At 66.0% G+C, this 18,759-nt stretch carries 16 protein-coding genes; 14 read left to right on the forward strand and 2 right to left on the reverse strand.

Features of this window, described 5'->3' with window-relative positions; all coding sequences use genetic code 11:
* Positions 1 to 59: 59 nt before the first annotated feature.
* From eat to HU735_RS15900, 8 genes are all read left to right on the forward strand, one after another.
* Complete coding sequence (eat, locus tag HU735_RS15865; protein WP_028690369.1) at positions 60 to 1,508, forward strand: ethanolamine permease; 1,449 nt, start codon at positions 60 to 62, stop codon at positions 1,506 to 1,508.
* Positions 1,509 to 1,557: 49 nt separating this feature from the next.
* Positions 1,558 to 2,952, forward strand: a complete 1,395-nt coding sequence (locus HU735_RS15870) for an ethanolamine ammonia-lyase subunit EutB (protein ID WP_186714266.1) — start codon at positions 1,558 to 1,560, stop codon at positions 2,950 to 2,952.
* An 8-nt stretch (positions 2,953 to 2,960) separates the two neighbouring features.
* Positions 2,961 to 3,779: an ethanolamine ammonia-lyase subunit EutC gene (eutC, locus tag HU735_RS15875; RefSeq protein ID WP_186714267.1), complete on the forward strand. Its 819-nt coding sequence runs from the start codon at positions 2,961 to 2,963 to the stop codon at positions 3,777 to 3,779.
* 107 nt (positions 3,780 to 3,886) lie between these two features.
* Positions 3,887 to 4,345 carry a GNAT family N-acetyltransferase gene (locus tag HU735_RS15880; protein WP_028690317.1) on the forward strand — a complete coding sequence of 153 codons (459 nt, stop codon included), beginning with the start codon at positions 3,887 to 3,889 and terminating at the stop codon, positions 4,343 to 4,345.
* Positions 4,346 to 4,649: 304 nt separating this feature from the next.
* Entirely contained in the window at positions 4,650 to 5,297 is a 648-nt protein-coding gene (locus tag HU735_RS15885) for a DedA family protein (protein WP_186714268.1), read from the forward strand.
* A 7-nt stretch (positions 5,298 to 5,304) separates the two neighbouring features.
* Entirely contained in the window at positions 5,305 to 6,120 is an 816-nt protein-coding gene (locus tag HU735_RS15890; protein WP_186714269.1) for a M90 family metallopeptidase, read from the forward strand.
* Between the two features lie 92 nt (positions 6,121 to 6,212).
* Positions 6,213 to 6,740, forward strand: a complete 528-nt coding sequence (gene ppa / locus HU735_RS15895) for an inorganic diphosphatase (protein WP_050707147.1) — start codon at positions 6,213 to 6,215, stop codon at positions 6,738 to 6,740.
* Between the two features lie 197 nt (positions 6,741 to 6,937).
* Entirely contained in the window at positions 6,938 to 7,636 is a 699-nt protein-coding gene (locus tag HU735_RS15900; protein WP_186714270.1) for an XRE family transcriptional regulator, read from the forward strand.
* 247 nt (positions 7,637 to 7,883) lie between these two features.
* Here HU735_RS15900 and HU735_RS15905 read toward each other — a convergent pair whose 3' ends face one another.
* On the reverse strand, positions 7,884 to 10,814 hold the full coding sequence (locus HU735_RS15905; RefSeq protein WP_186714271.1) for a TonB-dependent receptor: 2,931 nt from the start codon (positions 10,812 to 10,814) through the stop codon (positions 7,884 to 7,886).
* 170 nt (positions 10,815 to 10,984) lie between these two features.
* Here HU735_RS15905 and HU735_RS15910 point away from each other — a divergent pair, with 170 nt between their 5' ends.
* From HU735_RS15910 to HU735_RS15935, 6 genes are all read left to right on the forward strand, one after another.
* Positions 10,985 to 11,524 carry a sigma-70 family RNA polymerase sigma factor gene (locus tag HU735_RS15910; RefSeq protein ID WP_186714272.1) on the forward strand — a complete coding sequence of 180 codons (540 nt, stop codon included), beginning with the start codon at positions 10,985 to 10,987 and terminating at the stop codon, positions 11,522 to 11,524.
* On the forward strand, positions 11,517 to 12,449 hold the full coding sequence (locus HU735_RS15915) for a FecR family protein (protein ID WP_186714273.1): 933 nt from the start codon (positions 11,517 to 11,519) through the stop codon (positions 12,447 to 12,449). Before HU735_RS15910 ends, HU735_RS15915 begins: the two co-directional genes overlap by 8 nt.
* Before the next feature lie 116 nt (positions 12,450 to 12,565).
* Complete coding sequence (locus HU735_RS15920; protein ID WP_186714274.1) at positions 12,566 to 13,258, forward strand: response regulator; 693 nt, start codon at positions 12,566 to 12,568, stop codon at positions 13,256 to 13,258.
* Positions 13,258 to 14,595, forward strand: coding sequence for a sensor histidine kinase (locus HU735_RS15925; protein ID WP_186714275.1), 1,338 nt, complete (start codon positions 13,258 to 13,260; stop codon positions 14,593 to 14,595). The genes HU735_RS15920 and HU735_RS15925 overlap by 1 nt, the downstream gene beginning before the upstream one ends.
* A gap of 83 nt (positions 14,596 to 14,678) precedes the next feature.
* Positions 14,679 to 16,907 carry a TonB-dependent siderophore receptor gene (locus HU735_RS15930; protein ID WP_186714276.1) on the forward strand — a complete coding sequence of 743 codons (2,229 nt, stop codon included), beginning with the start codon at positions 14,679 to 14,681 and terminating at the stop codon, positions 16,905 to 16,907.
* Between the two features lie 68 nt (positions 16,908 to 16,975).
* Positions 16,976 to 17,872 (forward strand): alpha/beta hydrolase, encoded by an 897-nt coding sequence (locus HU735_RS15935; RefSeq protein ID WP_186714277.1) that lies wholly within the window; start codon positions 16,976 to 16,978, stop codon positions 17,870 to 17,872.
* Between the two features lie 72 nt (positions 17,873 to 17,944).
* Here HU735_RS15935 and HU735_RS15940 read toward each other — a convergent pair whose 3' ends face one another.
* A complete protein-coding gene (locus tag HU735_RS15940) occupies positions 17,945 to 18,745 on the reverse strand; it encodes a nucleotidyltransferase domain-containing protein (protein ID WP_186714278.1) in 801 nt (266 codons plus the stop codon).
* Between the last annotated feature and the right edge of the window lie 14 nt (positions 18,746 to 18,759).

The following is an 18,759-nucleotide window of genomic DNA, read 5'->3' on the forward strand; positions in this document are numbered from 1 at the left end:
CGAATCACCAGTGGCCGGCAGTCCCTCCGGCAACCTAAGAAAAACAACAGGTGAACCCTATGCCAAGCGATCATTCCGGCAGCGCGCCGGCGAGTTCCTCCGTCGACTTCGAAAAAGTCGGATCGGACTATTTCCAGCAACGTGAACTGAAGAAAGGCGCCGCCGGCTGGGTCCTGCTGGTGGGCCTGGGCGTGGCCTACGTGATCTCCGGCGACTACGCCGGGTGGAACTTCGGCCTGGCCCAGGGCGGCTGGGGCGGCATGTTCCTCGCCACCCTGCTGATGGCCACCATGTACCTGTGCATGTGCTTCTCCCTGGCGGAACTGTCGTCGATGATCCCCACCGCCGGCGGCGGCTACGGCTTCGCCCGCAGTGCCTTCGGCCCCTGGGGCGGCTTCCTCACCGGCACGGCGATCCTCATCGAGTACGCCATCGCCCCCGCGGCCATCGCCGTGTTCATCGGCGCCTACTGCCAGTCGCTGTTCGGCATCGGCGGCTGGATGATCTACCTGGCCTTCTACATCGTGTTCATCGGCATCCACATCTTCGGGGTGGGCGAGGCGCTGAAGCTGATGTTCATCATCACCGCCGTCGCCGCCATCGCCCTGGCGGTGTTCCTGATCGGCATGGTGCCCCATTTCGATGCAGCCAACCTGTTCGACATCGCCAAGACCGACGCCGTGGGTGCCAGCAGCTTCCTGCCGTTCGGCTACGTCGGCGTGTGGGCGGCGATTCCCTACGCGATCTGGTTCTTCCTCGCGGTCGAGGGCGTGCCGCTGGCCGCCGAAGAGACCAAGAACCCGAAACGCGACCTGCCCCGCGGCCTGATCGGCGCGATGCTGGTGCTGCTGGCCTTCGCCCTGCTGATCCTGGTGGTCGGCCCCGGCGGCGCCGGTTCCGAAGCCCTGAAAGCATCGGGCAACCCGCTGGTCGAGGCACTGTCCAAGGCCTACGGCGGCTCCACCTGGATGGGCGGCTTCGTCAACCTGGTGGGCCTGGCCGGCCTGATCGCCAGCTTCTTCTCGATCATCTACGCCTATTCGCGGCAGATCTTCGCCCTTTCCCGTGCCGGCTACCTGCCGCGCAAGCTGTCGGAAACCAACAAGAGCAAGGCCCCGGTGCTGGCCCTGGTGATCCCCGGCATCATCGGCTTCGCCCTGTCGCTGACTGGCCAGGGCGACCTGCTGATCCTGGTAGCCGTTTTCGGCGCCACGCTGTCCTACGTGCTGATGATGGCCGCGCACATCACCCTGCGCATTCGCCGCCCGAAAATGGAGCGTCCGTACCGCACCCCCGGCGGCATCTTTACCTCGGGCGTGGCCCTGGTGCTGGCCTGCATCGCCGTGGTCGCCGGGTTCCTGGTCGATCCGCGGGTGGTGATTGGCGCTGCGGTGATCTATGCAGTATTAATTGCCTACTTTGCTTTCTACAGCCGTCACCACCTGGTGGCCGGTACCCCGGAAGAGGAATTCGCCGCGATCCAGAAGGCCGAAGAGGCCCTGCACTGATCGCCGACTTGCGCCGCAGGCCAGGCCTGCGGCGCCCTGGAGATTCTGTATGGCAAGTTTCACGCATACGGTGGGCCACCAGGTCTACCGCTTCGACAGCCTCAAAGAGGTAATGGCCAAGGCCAGCCCGGCGCGTTCGGGCGACTACCTGGCGGGGGTCGCCGCCAGCAACGACGGCGAGCGGGTGGCGGCGCAGATGGCCCTGGCCAACATCCCGCTCAAGCACTTTCTCAGCGAGGCGCTGATTCCCTATGAACAGGACGAAGTCACCCGCCTGATCATCGACACCCACGACGCGCAAGCTTTCGCCCCGGTCAGCCACCTGACCGTCGGCGGGCTGCGCGACTGGCTGCTCAGCGAGCACGCCGACGAGCACAGCCTGCGCGCCCTGGCGCCGGGCCTGACGCCGGAAATGGCGGCGGCGGTTTCGAAGATCATGCGCGTGCAGGACCTGGTGCTGGTGGCGCAGAAAATCCGCGTGGTCACCGCCTTTCGCGGCACCATGGGGCTGCGCGGGCGGCTGTCGACGCGCCTGCAACCCAACCATCCGACCGACGAGCCGGCCGGCATCGCCGCGAGCATCCTCGACGGCCTGCTGTACGGCAACGGCGACGCCATGATCGGCATCAACCCGGCCACCGACAGCATCGCCTCGATCTGCGCGCTGCTGGAGATGCTCGACGCGATCATCCAGCGCTACGACATTCCCACCCAGTCCTGCGTGCTGACCCACGTCACCACCTCGATCGAGGCGATCAACCGCGGCGTGCCGCTGGACCTGGTGTTCCAGTCCATCGCCGGCACCGAGGCGGCCAACGCCGGCTTCGGCATCAACCTCAACGTGCTCCAGGAAGGCTACGAGGCGGGCCTCTCGCTCAAGCGCGGCACGCTCGGGCAGAACCTGATGTACTTCGAGACCGGCCAGGGCAGCGCGCTGTCGGCCAACGCCCACCACGGCGTCGACCAGCAGACCTGCGAGACCCGCGCCTACGCCGTGGCCCGCCACTTCAAGCCGTTCCTGGTCAACACCGTGGTCGGCTTCATCGGCCCGGAATACCTGTACAACGGTAAGCAGATCATCCGTGCCGGCCTCGAGGACCACTTCTGCGGCAAGCTGCTGGGCGTGCCGATGGGCTGCGACATCTGCTACACCAACCACGCCGAAGCCGACCAGGACGACATGGACACCCTGCTGACCCTGCTGGGCGTGGCCGGGATCAACTTCATCATGGGCATCCCCGGCTCCGACGACATCATGCTCAACTACCAGACCACCTCGTTCCACGACGCGCTCTACGCGCGCCAGACCCTGGGCCTGAAGCCCGGGCCGGAATTCGAGGCGTGGCTGGAGCGCACCGGCATCTTCACCCAGGCCGACGGCCGCATCCGCTTCGGCGACAACCTGCCGCCGGCCTTCCGCCAGGCCCTGGCGCAGCTGGCCTAGAGGTGACCATGGAACGACACACACCCACTCCGGACAATCCCTGGCTGGCCCTGCGCAACCTCACCCCGGCGCGCATCGCCCTGGGCCGCACCGGCATCAGCCTGCCGACCGGCGCCCAGCTGGACTTCCAGTTCGCCCACGCCCAGGCCCGCGATGCCGTGCACCTGCCGTTCGACCACGTTGGCCTGCGCCAGCAGCTCGGCGACCGCGGCCGCGACAGCCTGCTGCTGCACAGCGCCGCCAGCGACCGCCACCAGTACCTGCAACGCCCGGACCTTGGCCGGCGCCTGCACGAGGACTCGGCCCAGTGCCTGCGCGAGCACGCCCAGGCCAACCCCGGCGGCGTCGACCTGGCGATCGTCGTCGCCGACGGTCTGTCGGCGCTGGCCGTGCACCGCCACACCCTGCCCTTCCTGAGCCGTTTCGAGGAGCAGGCCGCCGCCGATGGCTGGACCAGCGCCCCGGTGATCCTGGTCGAGCAAGGCCGGGTCGCGGTGGCCGACGAAGTCGGTGAGCTGCTTGGCGCACGCATGACCGTCATGTTGATCGGCGAACGCCCGGGCCTGAGTTCTCCCGACAGCCTGGGGCTGTACTTCACCTATGCGCCCAAGGTCGGCCTGACCGACGCCTACCGCAACTGCATTTCCAACGTGCGCCTGGAAGGCCTGAGCTACGGCATGGCCGCGCACCGCCTGCTGTACCTGATGCGCGAAGCGTGCCGACGCCAGTTGTCGGGGGTGAATCTGAAGGACGAAGCAGAGGTCCATAGTATCGACAGTGAAGAAACCGCCGGAAAAAGTGGAAACTTCCTGCTCGGTGAAGGGTAAACAACATGTCACGGAAGGCGGATTGCGCTTCTGGCCTGCTTTAGGCAGCATGCCAGAGGACGCTGCAGGCAATCCGCCGTACCCCCAATGGACTCAGAGGCCCGCCCATGCGCATCATCCAGGCAACCTTGGAACACCTCGACCTGCTCACCCCGCTGTTCGTGAAATACCGTGAGTTCTATGGGCAACTGCCTTACCCGGACAGTTCGCGGGCCTTTCTCGAGAAGCGCCTCAAGCGCAAGGAGTCGATCATCTACCTGGCCCTGCCGGATGACGGTGACGACCGCCTGCTGGGCTTCTGCCAGCTGTACCCGAGCTTTTCCTCGCTGTCGCTCAAGCGCGTGTGGATCCTCAACGACATCTACGTGGCCGAAGACTCACGACGCATGCTGGTGGCCGACAACCTGATGCGCGAGGCCAAGAAGATGGCCAAGCAATCCAACGCCGTGCGCATGCGCGTGTCCACCAGTAGCGACAACGAAGTGGCGCGCAAGACCTATGAGTCCATGGGTTTTCGCAAGGACACCGAGTTCGAGAACTATATCTTGCCGATCAGTCAGGATTGATGCCTGGCGCTCTTGTGCTCTCTGTGGGAGTGGCCTTGTGTCGCGATGGGCCGAGCAGCGGCCCATCGCGACACAAGGCCGCTCCCACAGGAACCGCGTGACAGCAGACTCATCCTTTGCAAGCCCAATTACCCCGTCGTAACGCTCCGCTACAAACTCTCCGGGCACAATCCGGACTTCGCCGTATAATCCCCCTCCTGTCATGTGCGAAAAGTTACCCGCCTAGCCGGTAAACCTTCCCCTGCCATGGCGCTGTCCGTCATCGCGCGCCCGTAGTAGCGGGTCAAGAACACAGGTGCTGTACATGGATTTCAACCCGCTGGACCTCATCCTGCATCTCGATGCCTACCTCGATCTGCTGGTCAACAACTACGGTCCCTGGATCTACGCCATCCTCTTCGCCGTGATCTTCTGCGAGACCGGCCTGGTGGTGATGCCGTTCCTGCCGGGCGACTCGCTGCTGTTCATCGCCGGCGCCGTGGCCGCCGGCGGCGGCATGGACCCGGGGCTGCTGGCCGGCCTGCTGATGGCCGCGGCGATCCTCGGCGACAGCACCAACTACGTGATCGGGCGCACGGCTGGCGAACGCCTGTTCCGCAACCCCAAATCGAAGATCTTCCGCCAGGACTACCTGCAGCGCACCCACGAGTTCTACGAACGCCACGGCGGCAAGACCGTCACCCTGGCGCGCTTCCTGCCGATCCTGCGCACCTTTGCGCCGTTCGTCGCCGGCATCGCCCACATGCACTACCCGCGCTTCCTCGCCTTCAGCGTGGCCGGTTCGCTGCTGTGGGTGGGCGGCCTGGTGACCCTGGGCTACTTCTTCGGCAACGTGCCGTTCATCAAGCAGCACCTTTCGCTGATGGTGGTCGGCATCATCATCCTGTCGCTGGTGCCGATGATCCTCGGCCTGCTGCGCGGTCGCTTCGGCCGCACGGCCAAGGCCCACTGACCGACGCATGTGGTCGTTCAGCGCCTGGCGCCGCCGGCGCACCCTGGCCCGTTATCCGGTCGATCCACAACAATGGCAGGTGATCCGCGATCGCCTGCCGCTGCTGGACGGCATCAGCGACGAGGAAGACCGCTGGCTGCGTGAAGCCAGCGTGCTGTTCCTGCACGACAAGCACCTGACCACCCTGCCGGGCGTCGAGCTGGACGACGAGCAGCGCCTGTTCCTCGCCGCCCAGGCCCAGCTGCCGCTGCTGCACCTGGGCGAGCTGAACTGGTACCAGGGCTTCCACGAGATCATCCTCTACCCCGATGACTTCAAGAGCCCCCAGCGCCATCGCGACGCCAGCGGTGTCGAACATGTCTGGGACGCCGAGCACAGCGGCGAGGCCTGGCAGCAGGGCCCGGTGATCCTGGCCTGGCCCGGGGTCCTGGCCAGCGGCGGCTGGGAAGCCTATAACCTGGTGATCCACGAGCTGGCGCACAAGCTGGACATGCTCAACGGCGATGCCAACGGCCTGCCGCCACTGCACCACGGCATGCGTGTCGAGGACTGGGCCCAGGCCATGCAGCAGGCCTATGACGCGATGAATCGCCAGCTCGATGCCGACCCCCACGCCGAAACGGCCATCGATCCCTACGCCGCGGAGAACCCGGCCGAGTTCTTTGCCGTCACCAGCGAATACTTCTTCAGCGCCCCCGATCTGCTGCACCAGGCCTGGCCGCAGGTCTACCAGCAGCTGTCGCTGTTCTATCGCCAGGATCCGCTGAAGCGTCTGATGCACCTGCAGGCCGAACATCCGGACTACCGTGAAAGCCACGCCTGAACGCCCGCACATCAGGCCGGGCGTGGCACCCACCGTGGGAATGTGCCTATAATCGCCGCCACTTTTTTGATCAAACACGGGGGCATTGCCCAATGAGCTACAGCAAGATTCCAGCCGGCAAAGACCTGCCGAACGACATCTACGTCGCCATCGAAATCCCGGCCAACCACGCGCCGATCAAGTACGAGATCGACAAGGACAGCGATGCCCTGTTCGTCGACCGTTTCATGGCCACCCCGATGTTCTATCCGGCCAACTACGGCTATATCCCCAACACCCTGGCCGACGACGGTGATCCGCTGGACGTGCTGGTCGTGACTCCGTACCCGGTCGCTCCAGGCGCAGTGATCCGCGCTCGTCCAGTCGGCGTGCTGAACATGACCGACGACGGCGGCGGCGATGCCAAGGTCATCGCTGTTCCACACGACAAGCTGAGCCAGCTGTACGTCGACGTGAAGGAATACACCGACCTGCCAGCCCTGCTGATCCAGCAGATCGAGCACTTCTTCGCGAACTACAAGGATCTCGAGAAGGGCAAGTGGGTCAAGATCGAAGGCTGGGAAGGCGCCGACGCCGCCCGCGCCGCGATCACCAAGTCGGTCGCAGCCTACAAGGGCTGAGCCTGACACAAGAAAAGCCCTGCTTCGGCAGGGTTTTTTTATGGGCGCTCGCCAAGGGGAATCGCCCTTCGAATAGGCATAAAGAGAGACCTCTCACGCGATCCTAGGCATTGCCCTACAAACCACTACGTTTCCTACAAATTTCCTCGACATCGGGTTGATTTCCACACCGTTCGGGGGCCTATAGACTCGGCACCATGAAAACATCCGGTGACCGTCTCAAGGCCCTCCTGCTGGAGTGCAACCTGACCCCCTCCGACTTTGCCGCCCAGCGCAAGGTCTCGTCGCAGCACGTCAACAACTGGTTCAAGCGCGGCGTGCCCCAGGCCCGGCTCGATGAAATCGCCGACCTGTTCTGCGTGCGCAGGCGCTGGCTGCGCAGTGGCGAGGGACCGAAGCACCCGACGCCCCTGGCTCCCGCGACATCGGCGGCGCCAAACCTGGCGCTGCCTCCGCCGCTGCAGGCCCTGGACACGGACCTGACCCACCTGCCACTGCACCAGGTGCGCGATGGCAAACTGCAGGTGCTGCCAGGGCACTACCAGCCGATACCCCGGCGAGCCCTGGAGTGGGTGCAGGTCAACGCGGAAAAGGCCATCTGCCTCGGCATGCCAGGCAATAACATGGCCCCGCTGCTGCCCCAGGGTGCCCTGCTGGCCATCGACCGCGGCTGCACCCGGGTGGTTGAAGGCGAATGCTACGCCCTGCTGCACAACGGCCGCCTGCGCGTGCAGCACCTCACCCTTGGCCACAACGGCACCCTGTGCCTGCACAGCCATGACCGCCTCAACCACCCCAGTGAACGCTATACCGCCTATCAGCGCCGGGTGCAGAACGTGGAAATCCTCGGCTGGGTGTTCTGGTGGTCAAGCCTGCGCCCGGCACGCCCCGGCTGAAACACCACTTTTTGCTGGGCATGCGCCGCGCACACGGGTATGCTACGCCGCACATCATGCCCCCTGATGGTGCAAGCCGCATTCCAGAGGGCCTGGCGACGCCTCACACAGCCGTCCGCCATCTTTTTCAGGCCATGTTGCCAACCGTTTAAGGCGGTTGCGGCTTATCAAAAATGAGCCAAGACCGTCCCCGAGAAGCCGGCCACAAGCCGGCTTTTTAATGCCTGGCGAAAAGTTGGGCGCCCCCTCAGAAGCGCGCCACCATCCCCACCCGCCAGGTCCGTCCCGGTGCCGGCATGAAGCTCTGCGCCAGCGGGTCCAGGTAGTAGCGGTCGGTCAGGTTCTGCACCGACACATTCAGCTCGGTGTGCTCCAGCAGCTTGTACTTGAGGAACAGGTCGAACAACGCCACCGAACGGTAGTCGATCTGCGGCGTGGTCGCGCCGGTCTGCCAGGGTTTGTCCATCTGCGCGGTGGGTCCCGAGCTGTAGGTCATGCGCCCGCCCACGGTCAGTGCCTCGTCGAAGAAGCGCATCCCGCCAAGCAGGTTGGCCGAGAAGCGTGGCGGGTTCTGGGTGTTGGTGTACGAGCCCATGTAGCTGCCCGACGTGCAGTCCGGGGTGTCCTGGGTGCGCTGGTAGCGATTGGCGCTGGCGCGCAGCTTGGCGGCGAAGGCCGCGTCGCAGGTCTCGGTCATCAGGTAGTAGGTGGCCGAGAGGTCGGCGAACACGCGCCCGGCATCGTAGTGCGACTGCAGTTCCAGGCCACGGGTGTGGAAGCTGTCGGTGTTGCTGAAGGTCATCTGCCCCCACAGGCCCGGGCTCGGGTCGTAGTAGCGGGTGATGTAGTTCTTGATGTCGTTGTCGAACCAGGCCAGCTTGGCCGACGCCTCGTCGCCCGCGGTCAGCAGGTCGCTGCGCAAGGCACTCACGCCCACTTCCCAGCTGCGCGAACGCTCGGGTTTGAGGTGCTTGCCCGGGGTGACCTGCTGGGTGCCCTGGCTGGTCTCGAACAGCGACGGCAGGCGCAGGCCCTCGGTGTAGGAGGCATAGACGAAGGTGTCCGGGAGGAATTCGAAATTGATACCGAAGGCCGGTGCGAAGCCACCGCCGCGGCTCTTGCCCTGCGGGGTGTAGGCGTAGCCGGTGACCACGTTGCTGACGCCTTCGGGATGGACCTCCACGTTGGTCGCGCCGGACTCGTTGAACGGCACGCCATTGAACGGCTCGTTGCTGTTCTCGAAGACGATGCCGTTGTTCAGGCGTGGGTCGGTGGCATCGGTGTACTGGCCGTTCTGGTCGGGGAACCACATCATGCTGCCCCAGTGCCCCGGGCTGCTGGCGGTGATCCAGCGCATTTCCCGCTCCTCGCGGCGTGCCTCGGCCAGCACGGTGTTGTCCTTGGTCTGGTAGTGGGCATAGCGGCCGCCGCCCCACAGCGTCAGCGCCTCAGTGGGCTTGAACTCCAGGTTGCCGTTGAAGCTGAACTCCTGACGCGAGGCGTCGCGCAGCATGCGGTTGGCGTTGATGTCGTGCTGGGTGGAGACCACGTTGCTTTGCGGCTGGAGGTCCTCGAGCTGGAACGCGCCGCCCAGGTCGAGCTTGAAATCGCCATGGGCTGTGGTGAAGCGCGACACGTTGTTCAGGTCGCCGCCGATGCGGCGGTTGTCCTGGCGGGACCAGGCGCGATCGGTACGGTACAGCTGCGACTTGGGCGCCATCCAGGCCGCGCTCAAGGTACTGGTCTTCGAGTCGGTCATCCACAGCCTGCTGCTGAGGTCCACCCACGGATTGCCCTCGGGCAGGTAGTGATAGCGGGCGGTGTAGGTGTCGATCTGGATTTCGCTGGTGGGGTACTGGTAAATGCCGGCGGTGCCATAGCGGAAGATGTCCGACGGCATGATCTCGCCCATGTGTCCGTCGAAGCGGCGGTAGCCCAGGTCCAGGGTATGGTCGTCGGCCAGCCGCCAGGTGGTCTTGAGCAGGTAGGAGTCGGTCTCGGACGACGAGTTGAGCACCTCCTCGCCGGCGTTGTAGGTGTTGGCGACGCTCGGCTGTTCGTCACCGTAGCGGTCGTAGAACCGGTAGCGGTCCTGGCCCTTCTTGCCGGAAAAGTAGTTGCCCTGGTTGCGGTGCGCATAGGCCGCCACCAGGTCGAAGCGTTCGTGGGAGTAGCCAAAGGCGGCGCTGCCGGACTCGGCCTTGGAGCCGAACAGGCTGCCACGTTCGTCGCGTGGCACCGCGCTCAGGTCCTCGTCCCTGGAGTTGCGGTTGCGGTGCTCGGGCTCCACACCGTTGTTCCACAGGTTGCCGGTCAGGCGCACGCCGACATCCTTGCCATCGACCAGGATGTCATCGACGCCGATGGTCTTCATCTCCACCGAGCCGCCGATTGCTCCCGAGCGGGTACTGGGGCCCTTGTTCACAGTGACGCTGCTGATCAGGTCGGGGTCGATGTAGCTGCGCTGCTGGGTGCCGCCGTAGCCCCGGTAGACATCCACCGCCTGCTCCGAACCATCGACCCTGACCGCCACCCGGCTCTGCCCCTGGATGCCGCGAATGTTGACGTCCAGCGCGCCGCCGTTGCGGCTGTCGCCCACCTGCACGCCGGCCACGCCCTTGAGCATGTCACCCACCGAGACGGTGCTGAAGCGGTCGAGGTCTTCACGCGACAGGTGCACCGTCGAGCGTGGCGCGCGATAGGTGTCGCGCTGTGGGTCAAGCAGCTCGCTGGCCGCGACCATGGTCGGCGTCAGCTCCGTCGCTGTCGCTGATGCCTGGGCCTGCGGGATAAGGATGTACGCGCCCCGCGAGTTCGCCAGCAGTTGCAGGCCACTGTTGGCCAGCAGACGCCGGGCCCCCTCCTGCACGGTATAGCGGCCCTTGAGCGCCGGCGCCGCGCGGCCGCGAGTCAGCTCGGGGTCATAGGACAGCAGCAGCCCCGATTGGCTGGCGAACACGCCCAGCGCGATGCCCAGCGGGCCCTTGGCGATGTCGTAGTCGCGCAGCGTGGCATCGTCGAGCCGGGTGGACGCCACGGCCGGGGACTCGGCGGCCTGGGCCAGGGTCGAAGCCGTGCCCATCAGGCAGCCGAGCATCGCGCAACGCACGGCGAAGCTGATCGGGGACAAGCGTTGCGAAGGACGCGAAACAGGGGGGAGCCGACGGATTGCGGGCATGCTTTTCTCGCTCGTGAGGTCAGTGCCCGGCACTCGATGCGGGCTTGCACCCCTTCTGTCGCATGACGGCGAAAAAGGTATATGCGTGCGATTCGCATTTTCACTTGATCTTGTGATTTAGACAAATTTAGTGATAATTGTTTGCATTTACACCCTGACGCCTCCCAGCCATGACCCTTTTCAAGACCTCGCCCCAGCCCGCCGAGCAGTGCGCCGTCACCACGCTGTACATCGAGCACCACGCCTGGCTGCGCGGCTGGCTGGCGTACCGGTTGCGCTCCTGGGGGCGCGGTGTGGCCGACGACCTGGCCCAGGACATCTTCGTGCGCGTGCTCGCCAGCCGCGACAGCAACCAGCCCGACACCCTGCGCCAGCCACGCGCCTACCTGACCCGCATCGCCAACTGCGTGCTGGTCAGTTGGCGCCGACGCCATTCGCTGGAACAGGCCTGGCTCGAGGCACTGGCGCTGGTACCCGAGGCGCTGCAGCCATCCCCGGAACAGCAGAGCGTCATCCTCGAGACCCTGCACGAAATCGACGCGGTGCTCGACGGCCTGCGCCCACGGGTCAGGCAGGCGTTCCTGATGGCCACCCTGGACGGCATGAAACAGAAAGACATCGCCCAGAACCTGAACATCGCCCTGCCGACTGTGAAGAAGTACATTCACGAGGGCTACATGGCCTGCCTGAGCCAGATGCCCGATGAGTGACCAGCCCGCCATTGCCCAGGCCGTGCTCGCCGAGGCCGCCGCCTGGTTGCTGCTGATGCAGGAAGGCCCGCTGATGCCGGCGCAACAGCTCGAACTGGAGCGCTGGCGGCGCCGCGACCCGGACCACGAACGTGCCTGGAAGCGTGCCCAGCGCCTGCTGACCCGCCTCGGCACCCTGCCGCCGACCCTCGCCCGGCAAACCCTGGTTCGTCCGCAGGACAGCAGCCGGCGCACCGTGCTGCGTGGCCTGCTGGTGCTGATCGGCGCGGCCCCGCTGGGCTGGTGGGTATGGCGGCAGACCCAGGAGGGTATCGACTACCAGACCGCAATGGGCGAGCGCCGCGAGCTGTTGCTGAGCGATGGCACCCAGGTCACCCTCAACAGCCACAGCGAGCTGCGTGTGCTGTATTCGGCCGGGGAACGCCTGCTGCACCTGCGCCGTGGCGAGGTGTACATCGTCACCGCGGCGGACCCATCGCGACCGTTGCGGGTGCGGACCGAGCACGGCCTGATGCAGGCGCTGGGCACCCGCTTCAGCGTGTATCAGCGCCCTCGCGAGACCCAGCTCGCGGTCTTTGAAGGCGCCGTGCGTGTCACCCCCGAGGCAGGCAGTGGCACCGTGATTCACGCAGGCTCGCAGGTGCGCTTCGACCGCGACCGGCTAGGCCTGGTGGAAACCGCCCGCGATACCCAGCTGGCCTGGCGCAGGGGTTTGCTGGTGGTCGACGACATGCCGCTATTGCAGTGGGCCCAGGAGCTGATGCGCTACGGCGACCAGCGCCTGGTCTGCGATCCGGCCGTGGCCGAGTCGCGGGTCTCCGGCAGCTTCCCGGTCGATGACCTGCCACTGGCCCTGGCCATGCTGAGCGAGAGCCATGGTCTGCGCGTGCGCAGCGAAGCCGGCGGGATGTTCATCAGTCGCTGAAACAGAGGCCACAAGCCTCAACCACGCGACGAAATGCCAGTATCCGGCCATTGCCCCGGCACCATCGCCAATGGGATGATTCGTATTTGCAACGAATTCTCATCAAGGTCATGCCCGTGCCCCCCAAGCTCCTCCTTGCCGAAGACGACCCTCGCCTGCGCCAGGACCTGGAACAGCATTTCCTGCGCCGCGGCTTCAGCGTCCAGGCCTGCGAGAACGGCACCCAGGCATTGAACGCGATGCACCAGGCCCCCTTCGACCTGCTGCTGCTGGACATCATGCTCCCCGGGATCGACGGGCTCAGCCTGCTCGATGAACTGCGCCGGCACCAGGCGGTACCGGTGATGCTGATGTCGGCCCTGGGTGCCGAGCAGGACCGCATCAGCGGCTTCACCCGCGGCGCCGACGACTACCTGCCCAAGCCCTTCAGCCTGGCCGAGCTGGATGCCCGAGTCGATGCCCTGCTGCGCCGGGTGGCGCTGGACCGACGCCCGCCCACGCCACGCAACGCCTGCACGCTGACCTTCGATACTGCCAACCATGATGTCGTCCAGCATGGCCAGAGCGCCGGGCTGACCGGTTCCGAATACCGCTTGCTGGTGACCCTGCAGGCCCATCCCGGCGAGGCACTGAGCAAGGCCTTCCTGTACCAGAGCGTCCTGCACCGGGCCTACACCCGCCTCGACCGCGGCCTGGACGTGCATGTGTGCAACCTGCGCCGCAAGCTCGCCGCCATTGGCGCCGGACACCTGGAGATCCAGGCCGTGCGCGGCCAGGGCTATATCCTGGTCGACACGGGCACCGCCTGATGCGCCGTCATCCGTTGCTGTGGAAGCTGGCGCTGCTGCAGGTGTGCTTCTGCCTGCTGCTGACCTGGCTGATCTGGACCTGGGGCCTGTCGGTCGAACGCAGCACCTACTTCCTGGCGCCGGCCGACCGGGTATTCCTCGCCGGCTTCGCCGAACAGGCCGAGCAGGTCTGGCGCGCGGAAGGCGCCGATGGCGTGGAACGTCTGCGCCGTCGGCTCGAAGCCGATGAGAACACCTGGATCGCGATTATCGGCCCTCATCTGCAGAGCCTAGGCACTACCCCGCTGAGCGCCGATGAAGCCAGCCGCCTGACCTTCATGCGCAAGCTCGACTGGCCGATGAGTCGGCGCCTGCAGGACGAGCTGCCGTACGTAAGCATTGCGTTCCCCGAGCACCCCGAGGACGGCCGCCTGGTCATCCAGCTCCCCGAACACCTGCTGCCCACCGGCCTGACACCCTGGACCCACGTAATCACCCACGGCGTGGCCCCCGCCCTGCTCGCCTTGCTGCTAGGCCTGGCGCTGTACCGCCACCTGGTCGTGCCGCTCAACCGCCTGCGCGACCGCGCCGACGCCCTGCGGGCCGACGATCTGGACAGCCCCGGCCTGCCCCTGCAGGAACGTCGCGATGAGCTGGGCGAACTGGCCCAGGCCTTCGAACACATGGCCGTGCGCCTGCGCAAAAGCCTCGACCAGCAACGCCTGCTGCTGCGTACCCTGTCCCACGAACTGCGCACGCCGCTGGCGCGCCTGCGCATCGCCCACGACAGCGAACTGCCGGCGGAACTGCTGCGCCAGCGCCTGGACCGCGAGGTGGACGACATGCAGAAACTGCTGGAGGACACTCTCGACCTGGCCTGGCTGGACACCGAGCGGCCGCAACTGGAGACCGAGCCGGTACTGGTGCTCTCGGTCTGGGAGGCGCTGGTCCAGGACAGCTGCTTCGAAAGCGGCTGGCTGGCCGCACGGCTGCCCTGCTCGCTCGGGCTCGACTGTCAGGTCCAGGCGCATCTGGACAGCCTGGCCCAGGCTCTGGAAAACCTGCTGCGCAACGCCATCCGCCATTCGCCCGCCACTGGCCGGGTCAGCCTGGACGGTTGGCGCGAGGGCGCCTTCTGGCACCTTTGCCTGCGCGACCAAGGACCCGGAGTACCAGAGGACGAACTCGAGCAGATCTTCCAGCCCTACCGCCGCCTACCCGGCAGCGGTGCCGGCTTCGGCCTGGGCCTGGCCATCGCCCGGCGCGCCATCGAGCTGCAGGGCGGGCGCCTATGGGCGAGCAATGGGCATCCCGGCCTGTGCCTGCACCTGCTGCTGCCGGCCAGTGAAAGTGTTTAGAAAGTTAATGCGCTTTACTCTCAAATGTGAGTAATTACTATTTGTGATCTCTTGAATTCAGCCCGCCGTGCCGGAGATCACACATGTCGCCCCGCCCGCTTCCCCTCGCCCCCTTCCTGCTGCTGTCCAGCTGCCTGCTGAGCAGCGCCGTGCAGGCCGCCAACCAGCCAGAGCCGATTGTGCTGGAAAGCCAGAACGTGGTGGCCACCGCCCTGGAGGAGACCAAGCAGGCGCCGGGTGTGTCGGTCATCACCGCCGAGGACATCCAGAAACGACCACCGGCCAACGACCTGTCGCAGATCATCCGCACCATGCCGGGGGTCAACCTGACCGGCAACTCCACCAGCGGCCAGCGCGGCAACAACCGGCAGATCGACATCCGCGGCATGGGGCCGGAGAACACCCTGATCCTGGTCGACGGCAAGCCGGTCAGCAGCCGCAGCTCGGTGCGCTACGGCTGGCGCGGCGAACGCGATTCGCGCGGCGACACCAACTGGGTGCCGGCCGACCAGGTCGAGCGCATCGAGGTGATTCGTGGCCCGGCAGCGGCGCGCTATGGCTCCGGGGCCATGGGTGGGGTGATCAACATCATCACCAAGCAACCGGCGGGCGAGACCCACGGCAACATGACCGTGTACCAGAACTTCCCGCAGCACGGTGACGAGGGCGCCACCAAGCGCGTGAGCTTCGGCCTCAACGGCCCGCTGACCGACAGCCTCAGCTACCGGGTCTACGGCAACGTGGCCAAGACCGACGCGGACGACTGGGACATCAACGCCGGCCACCAGTCCGCGCGCACCGGCACCCAGGCCGGTACCTTGCCCGCCGGCCGCGAAGGCGTGCGCAACAAGGACCTCAACGGTCTGCTGAGCTGGCGCCTGACCCCGGAACAGACCCTGGAGCTCGAAGCCGGCTTCAGCCGCCAGGGCAACCTGTACGCGGGCGATACGCAGAACACCAACTCCAATGCCAACGTAAAAAGCATGCTTGGCAAGGAGACCAACATTCTCTACCGCGAGAACTTCGCCATCACCCACCGTGGCGACTGGGGCTTCGGCAGCAGCATGGCCTTCCTGCAATACGAGAAGACCCGCAACCAGCGCATCAACGAAGGCCTGGCCGGCGGCACCGAAGGCATCTTCAGCAACACCGACTTCTACACCTCAACCCTGCGCGACCTGACCGCCCACGGCGAACTCAACCTGCCGCTGCACGCCTGGCGCGACCAGACCCTGACCCTGGGCAGCGAATGGAGCCAGCAGAAGCTGGACGACCCCAGCGCCAACACCCAGACCACCAGCGAAGGCGGCAGCGTGCCCGGCCTGACCAGCAGCGGCCGCAGCACCAGCAGCCAGGCGCAGATCTTCTCGCTGTTTGCCGAGGACAACATCGAACTGCTGCCCGGCACCATGCTCACCCCGGCGCTGCGCTTCGATCACCACAGCATCGTCGGCGACAACTGGAGCCCGTCGCTCAACCTGTCCCACGCGCTGACCGACACCCTGACGCTGAAGGCCGGTATCGCCCGCGCCTACAAGGCGCCAAACCTGTACCAGCTCAACCCCGACTACCTGCTCTACAGCCGTGGCCAGGGCTGCTACGGGCAGAGCACCAGTTGCTACCTGCAAGGTAACGCGCACCTGGAGGCCGAAACCAGCGTCAACAAGGAACTGGGCATCGAGTTCCAGGACAACGGCTGGGTCGCCGGCCTGACCTACTTCCGTAACGACTACAAGAACAAGATCGACTCGGGCCTGAGCGGCATCGGCCAGGCATCCGGTGGCGTCGGCGCCAACGCCAATGCCACCCTCTACCAGTGGGAGAACATCCCCAAGGCGTTGGTCGAGGGCCTTGAAGGCACCCTGACCATCCCGTTGAGCGAACAGCTGAAGTGGAGCAACAACTTCACCTACATGCTGCAATCGAAGAACAAGACCACCGGTGAGACCCTGTCGGTGACCCCGGCCTATACCCTCAACTCGATGCTCGACTGGCAAGCCTCCGACGACCTGTCGCTGCAGCTGAGCGTGGCGTGGTACGGCAAGCAGACGCCGAAGAAGTATGACTACCAGGGCAAGCGGGTCACTGGCACCGCCAACGACCAGGTGGCCCCCTACGCCCTGGTCGGCGCCAGCGGCACCTATGCACTCACTAAAAACCTGAGCGTTACCGCCGGCATCGACAACCTGTTCGACAAGCGCCTGTACCGGGCCGGCAATGCCCAGGCGGTGAACGGGATCGAGGGCGCGGGCGCGGCCACCTACAACGAACCCGGGCGCACCCTCTACACCAGCCTGACCGCCTCCTTCTGAACCCATGCCGCCGTTGCATCCGACGATGCCGCGGCGGCCTGTCATGGATGACCTCACGAGAACGCCCGATGAAGATCCTCTCCCTTGTCCTGACGCTGGCGCTGAGCGGCACGGCCCTGGCCCAGCCGCAACCCGAGCAGAAGATGGACACGACCCTGCTGCAGCGCCAGGACCTGGCCTATCGCTTCAGCCACCTCGACCTGGATTCGCGCGACGGCCAGCGCCATTACCGCCTGTGGATCGGCCAGCCCCGGCGCCCGGCCCCCGCCAGCGGTTACCCGGTGCTGTGGATGCTCGACGGCAACGCCGCCATCAGCGCCCTTGGGCCACAGCAACTGCAGGCGCTCGCCGGCGGCCAGGCACCGCTGCTGGTCGCCATCGGCTACCAGACAGAGCAACGCATCGAGCGTGTCGCTCGCACCTACGACTACACCCCCGTTGTGCCCGGGCTGGCCGAGCAACGCGATCCCCTGACTGGCCAGGCCAGTGGTGGTGCCGACGAGTTCCTCGACCTGCTGGAACAGCGCATGCGTCCGATGGTCGCCGCTGTGGCGCCCGTCGACCCGCATCGGCAGACACTCTGGGGTCACTCCTATGGCGGGCTGTTGACGCTGCATACGCTGTTCACCCGCCCGTGGTTGTTCAGCGACTATGCGGCGGCCAGCCCATCGTTGTGGTGGAACGACGGCGCCATCGTGGCCGAGATGCAAGGGTTGCAGGGGCGACTGGGCAGCCATCGGCCAAGCCTGCTGCTGATGCGCGGCACGCGGGAGCCAGCCAATCCCCGGGGGCCGCTGCAGGGCGATGCGCAACGACCTGCCCGGACGTTGGTGGCCTGTCTGGCCGGAGTGAAGGGATTGTCAGTGGCCTTCCAGCCATTCGATGGCCTGGATCACGGGCCAATGCTGCCTGCCTCGCTGCGGTTCGTGATGGACAGGATGTCCGGGCATGACGGACGCCTGTAGGAGCGGGCTTGCCCCGCGAACACCGGCGAAGCCGGTGCCACACACCACATCGTGGGGCAATCTCCTACTCAATCATGCAGGATATTTGTTCACGGTCTCCCGCAGAAACCCATCCAGCAAGCCGCTGTCACCCCGTATCACCGGCACCTCCCGCGCCTCATCGGCCCGCGCCAGCTCGGCCTCGATGAACCCATGCAACACCTCATCCCGTGGTCCGTGATCGGCCTCGCCGCTGCGGCGCTTCACAGCCAGCAACGCGTCGATCGCTGCCTGCAGTCGCGGGTCATCGACGGTACGCGCCATCAACGCGGCGAACGCCGTCGGCGGCATGCCCAGGCCCTGGTCGATCCAGCGTACCGCCAGCAACGGCCGCAGCACATACAGGTACTTCTTGAAGCGCACCGTCTCGCCCATCAGGTAGCCGCGCAGGTTCTTGCGCGCCATCGACAGGTAGTGGTGGCGCACCGCGCGCGGCGAGTAGAAAGCCTCGCCCAGCTCGCGCAAACGCCCGGTAGCTTCGGCGTCGGCGCGGTACACCAGCGGCGAGCCCAGCCACTCGAGCAGGCTCGGGTTGGCGCCGCGCATCAGGCGTAGGGTCTTGCGCAGCTCCCAGCCGCTGATGTCCAGCTCGTCGCTCAGCGGCCGCTCGATCACATCGCGAGGCTCGTCCACCCGCAGGTACCAGTCGTTGCGCGGCACATAGACGAATCGCACATCGTAATCGCTGTCCGGCGAAGCGAAGCCCCAGGCACGGCTGCCGGACTCGCAGGCATAGAGCACGGTCACATCATGCTCACGCTCGATGCGTTGCAGCTCATCGAGCACCCGGGCGCGCATGGCCTCGGGCAATGGGTGGGGGTCGTCCTGATACATGTCTTCGTTCCTTG

Origin of the sequence: Pseudomonas sp. BW16M2 (assembly GCF_014268865.1) — a bacterium.
GTDB classification, from domain to species: domain Bacteria; phylum Pseudomonadota; class Gammaproteobacteria; order Pseudomonadales; family Pseudomonadaceae; genus Aquipseudomonas; species Aquipseudomonas peradeniyensis.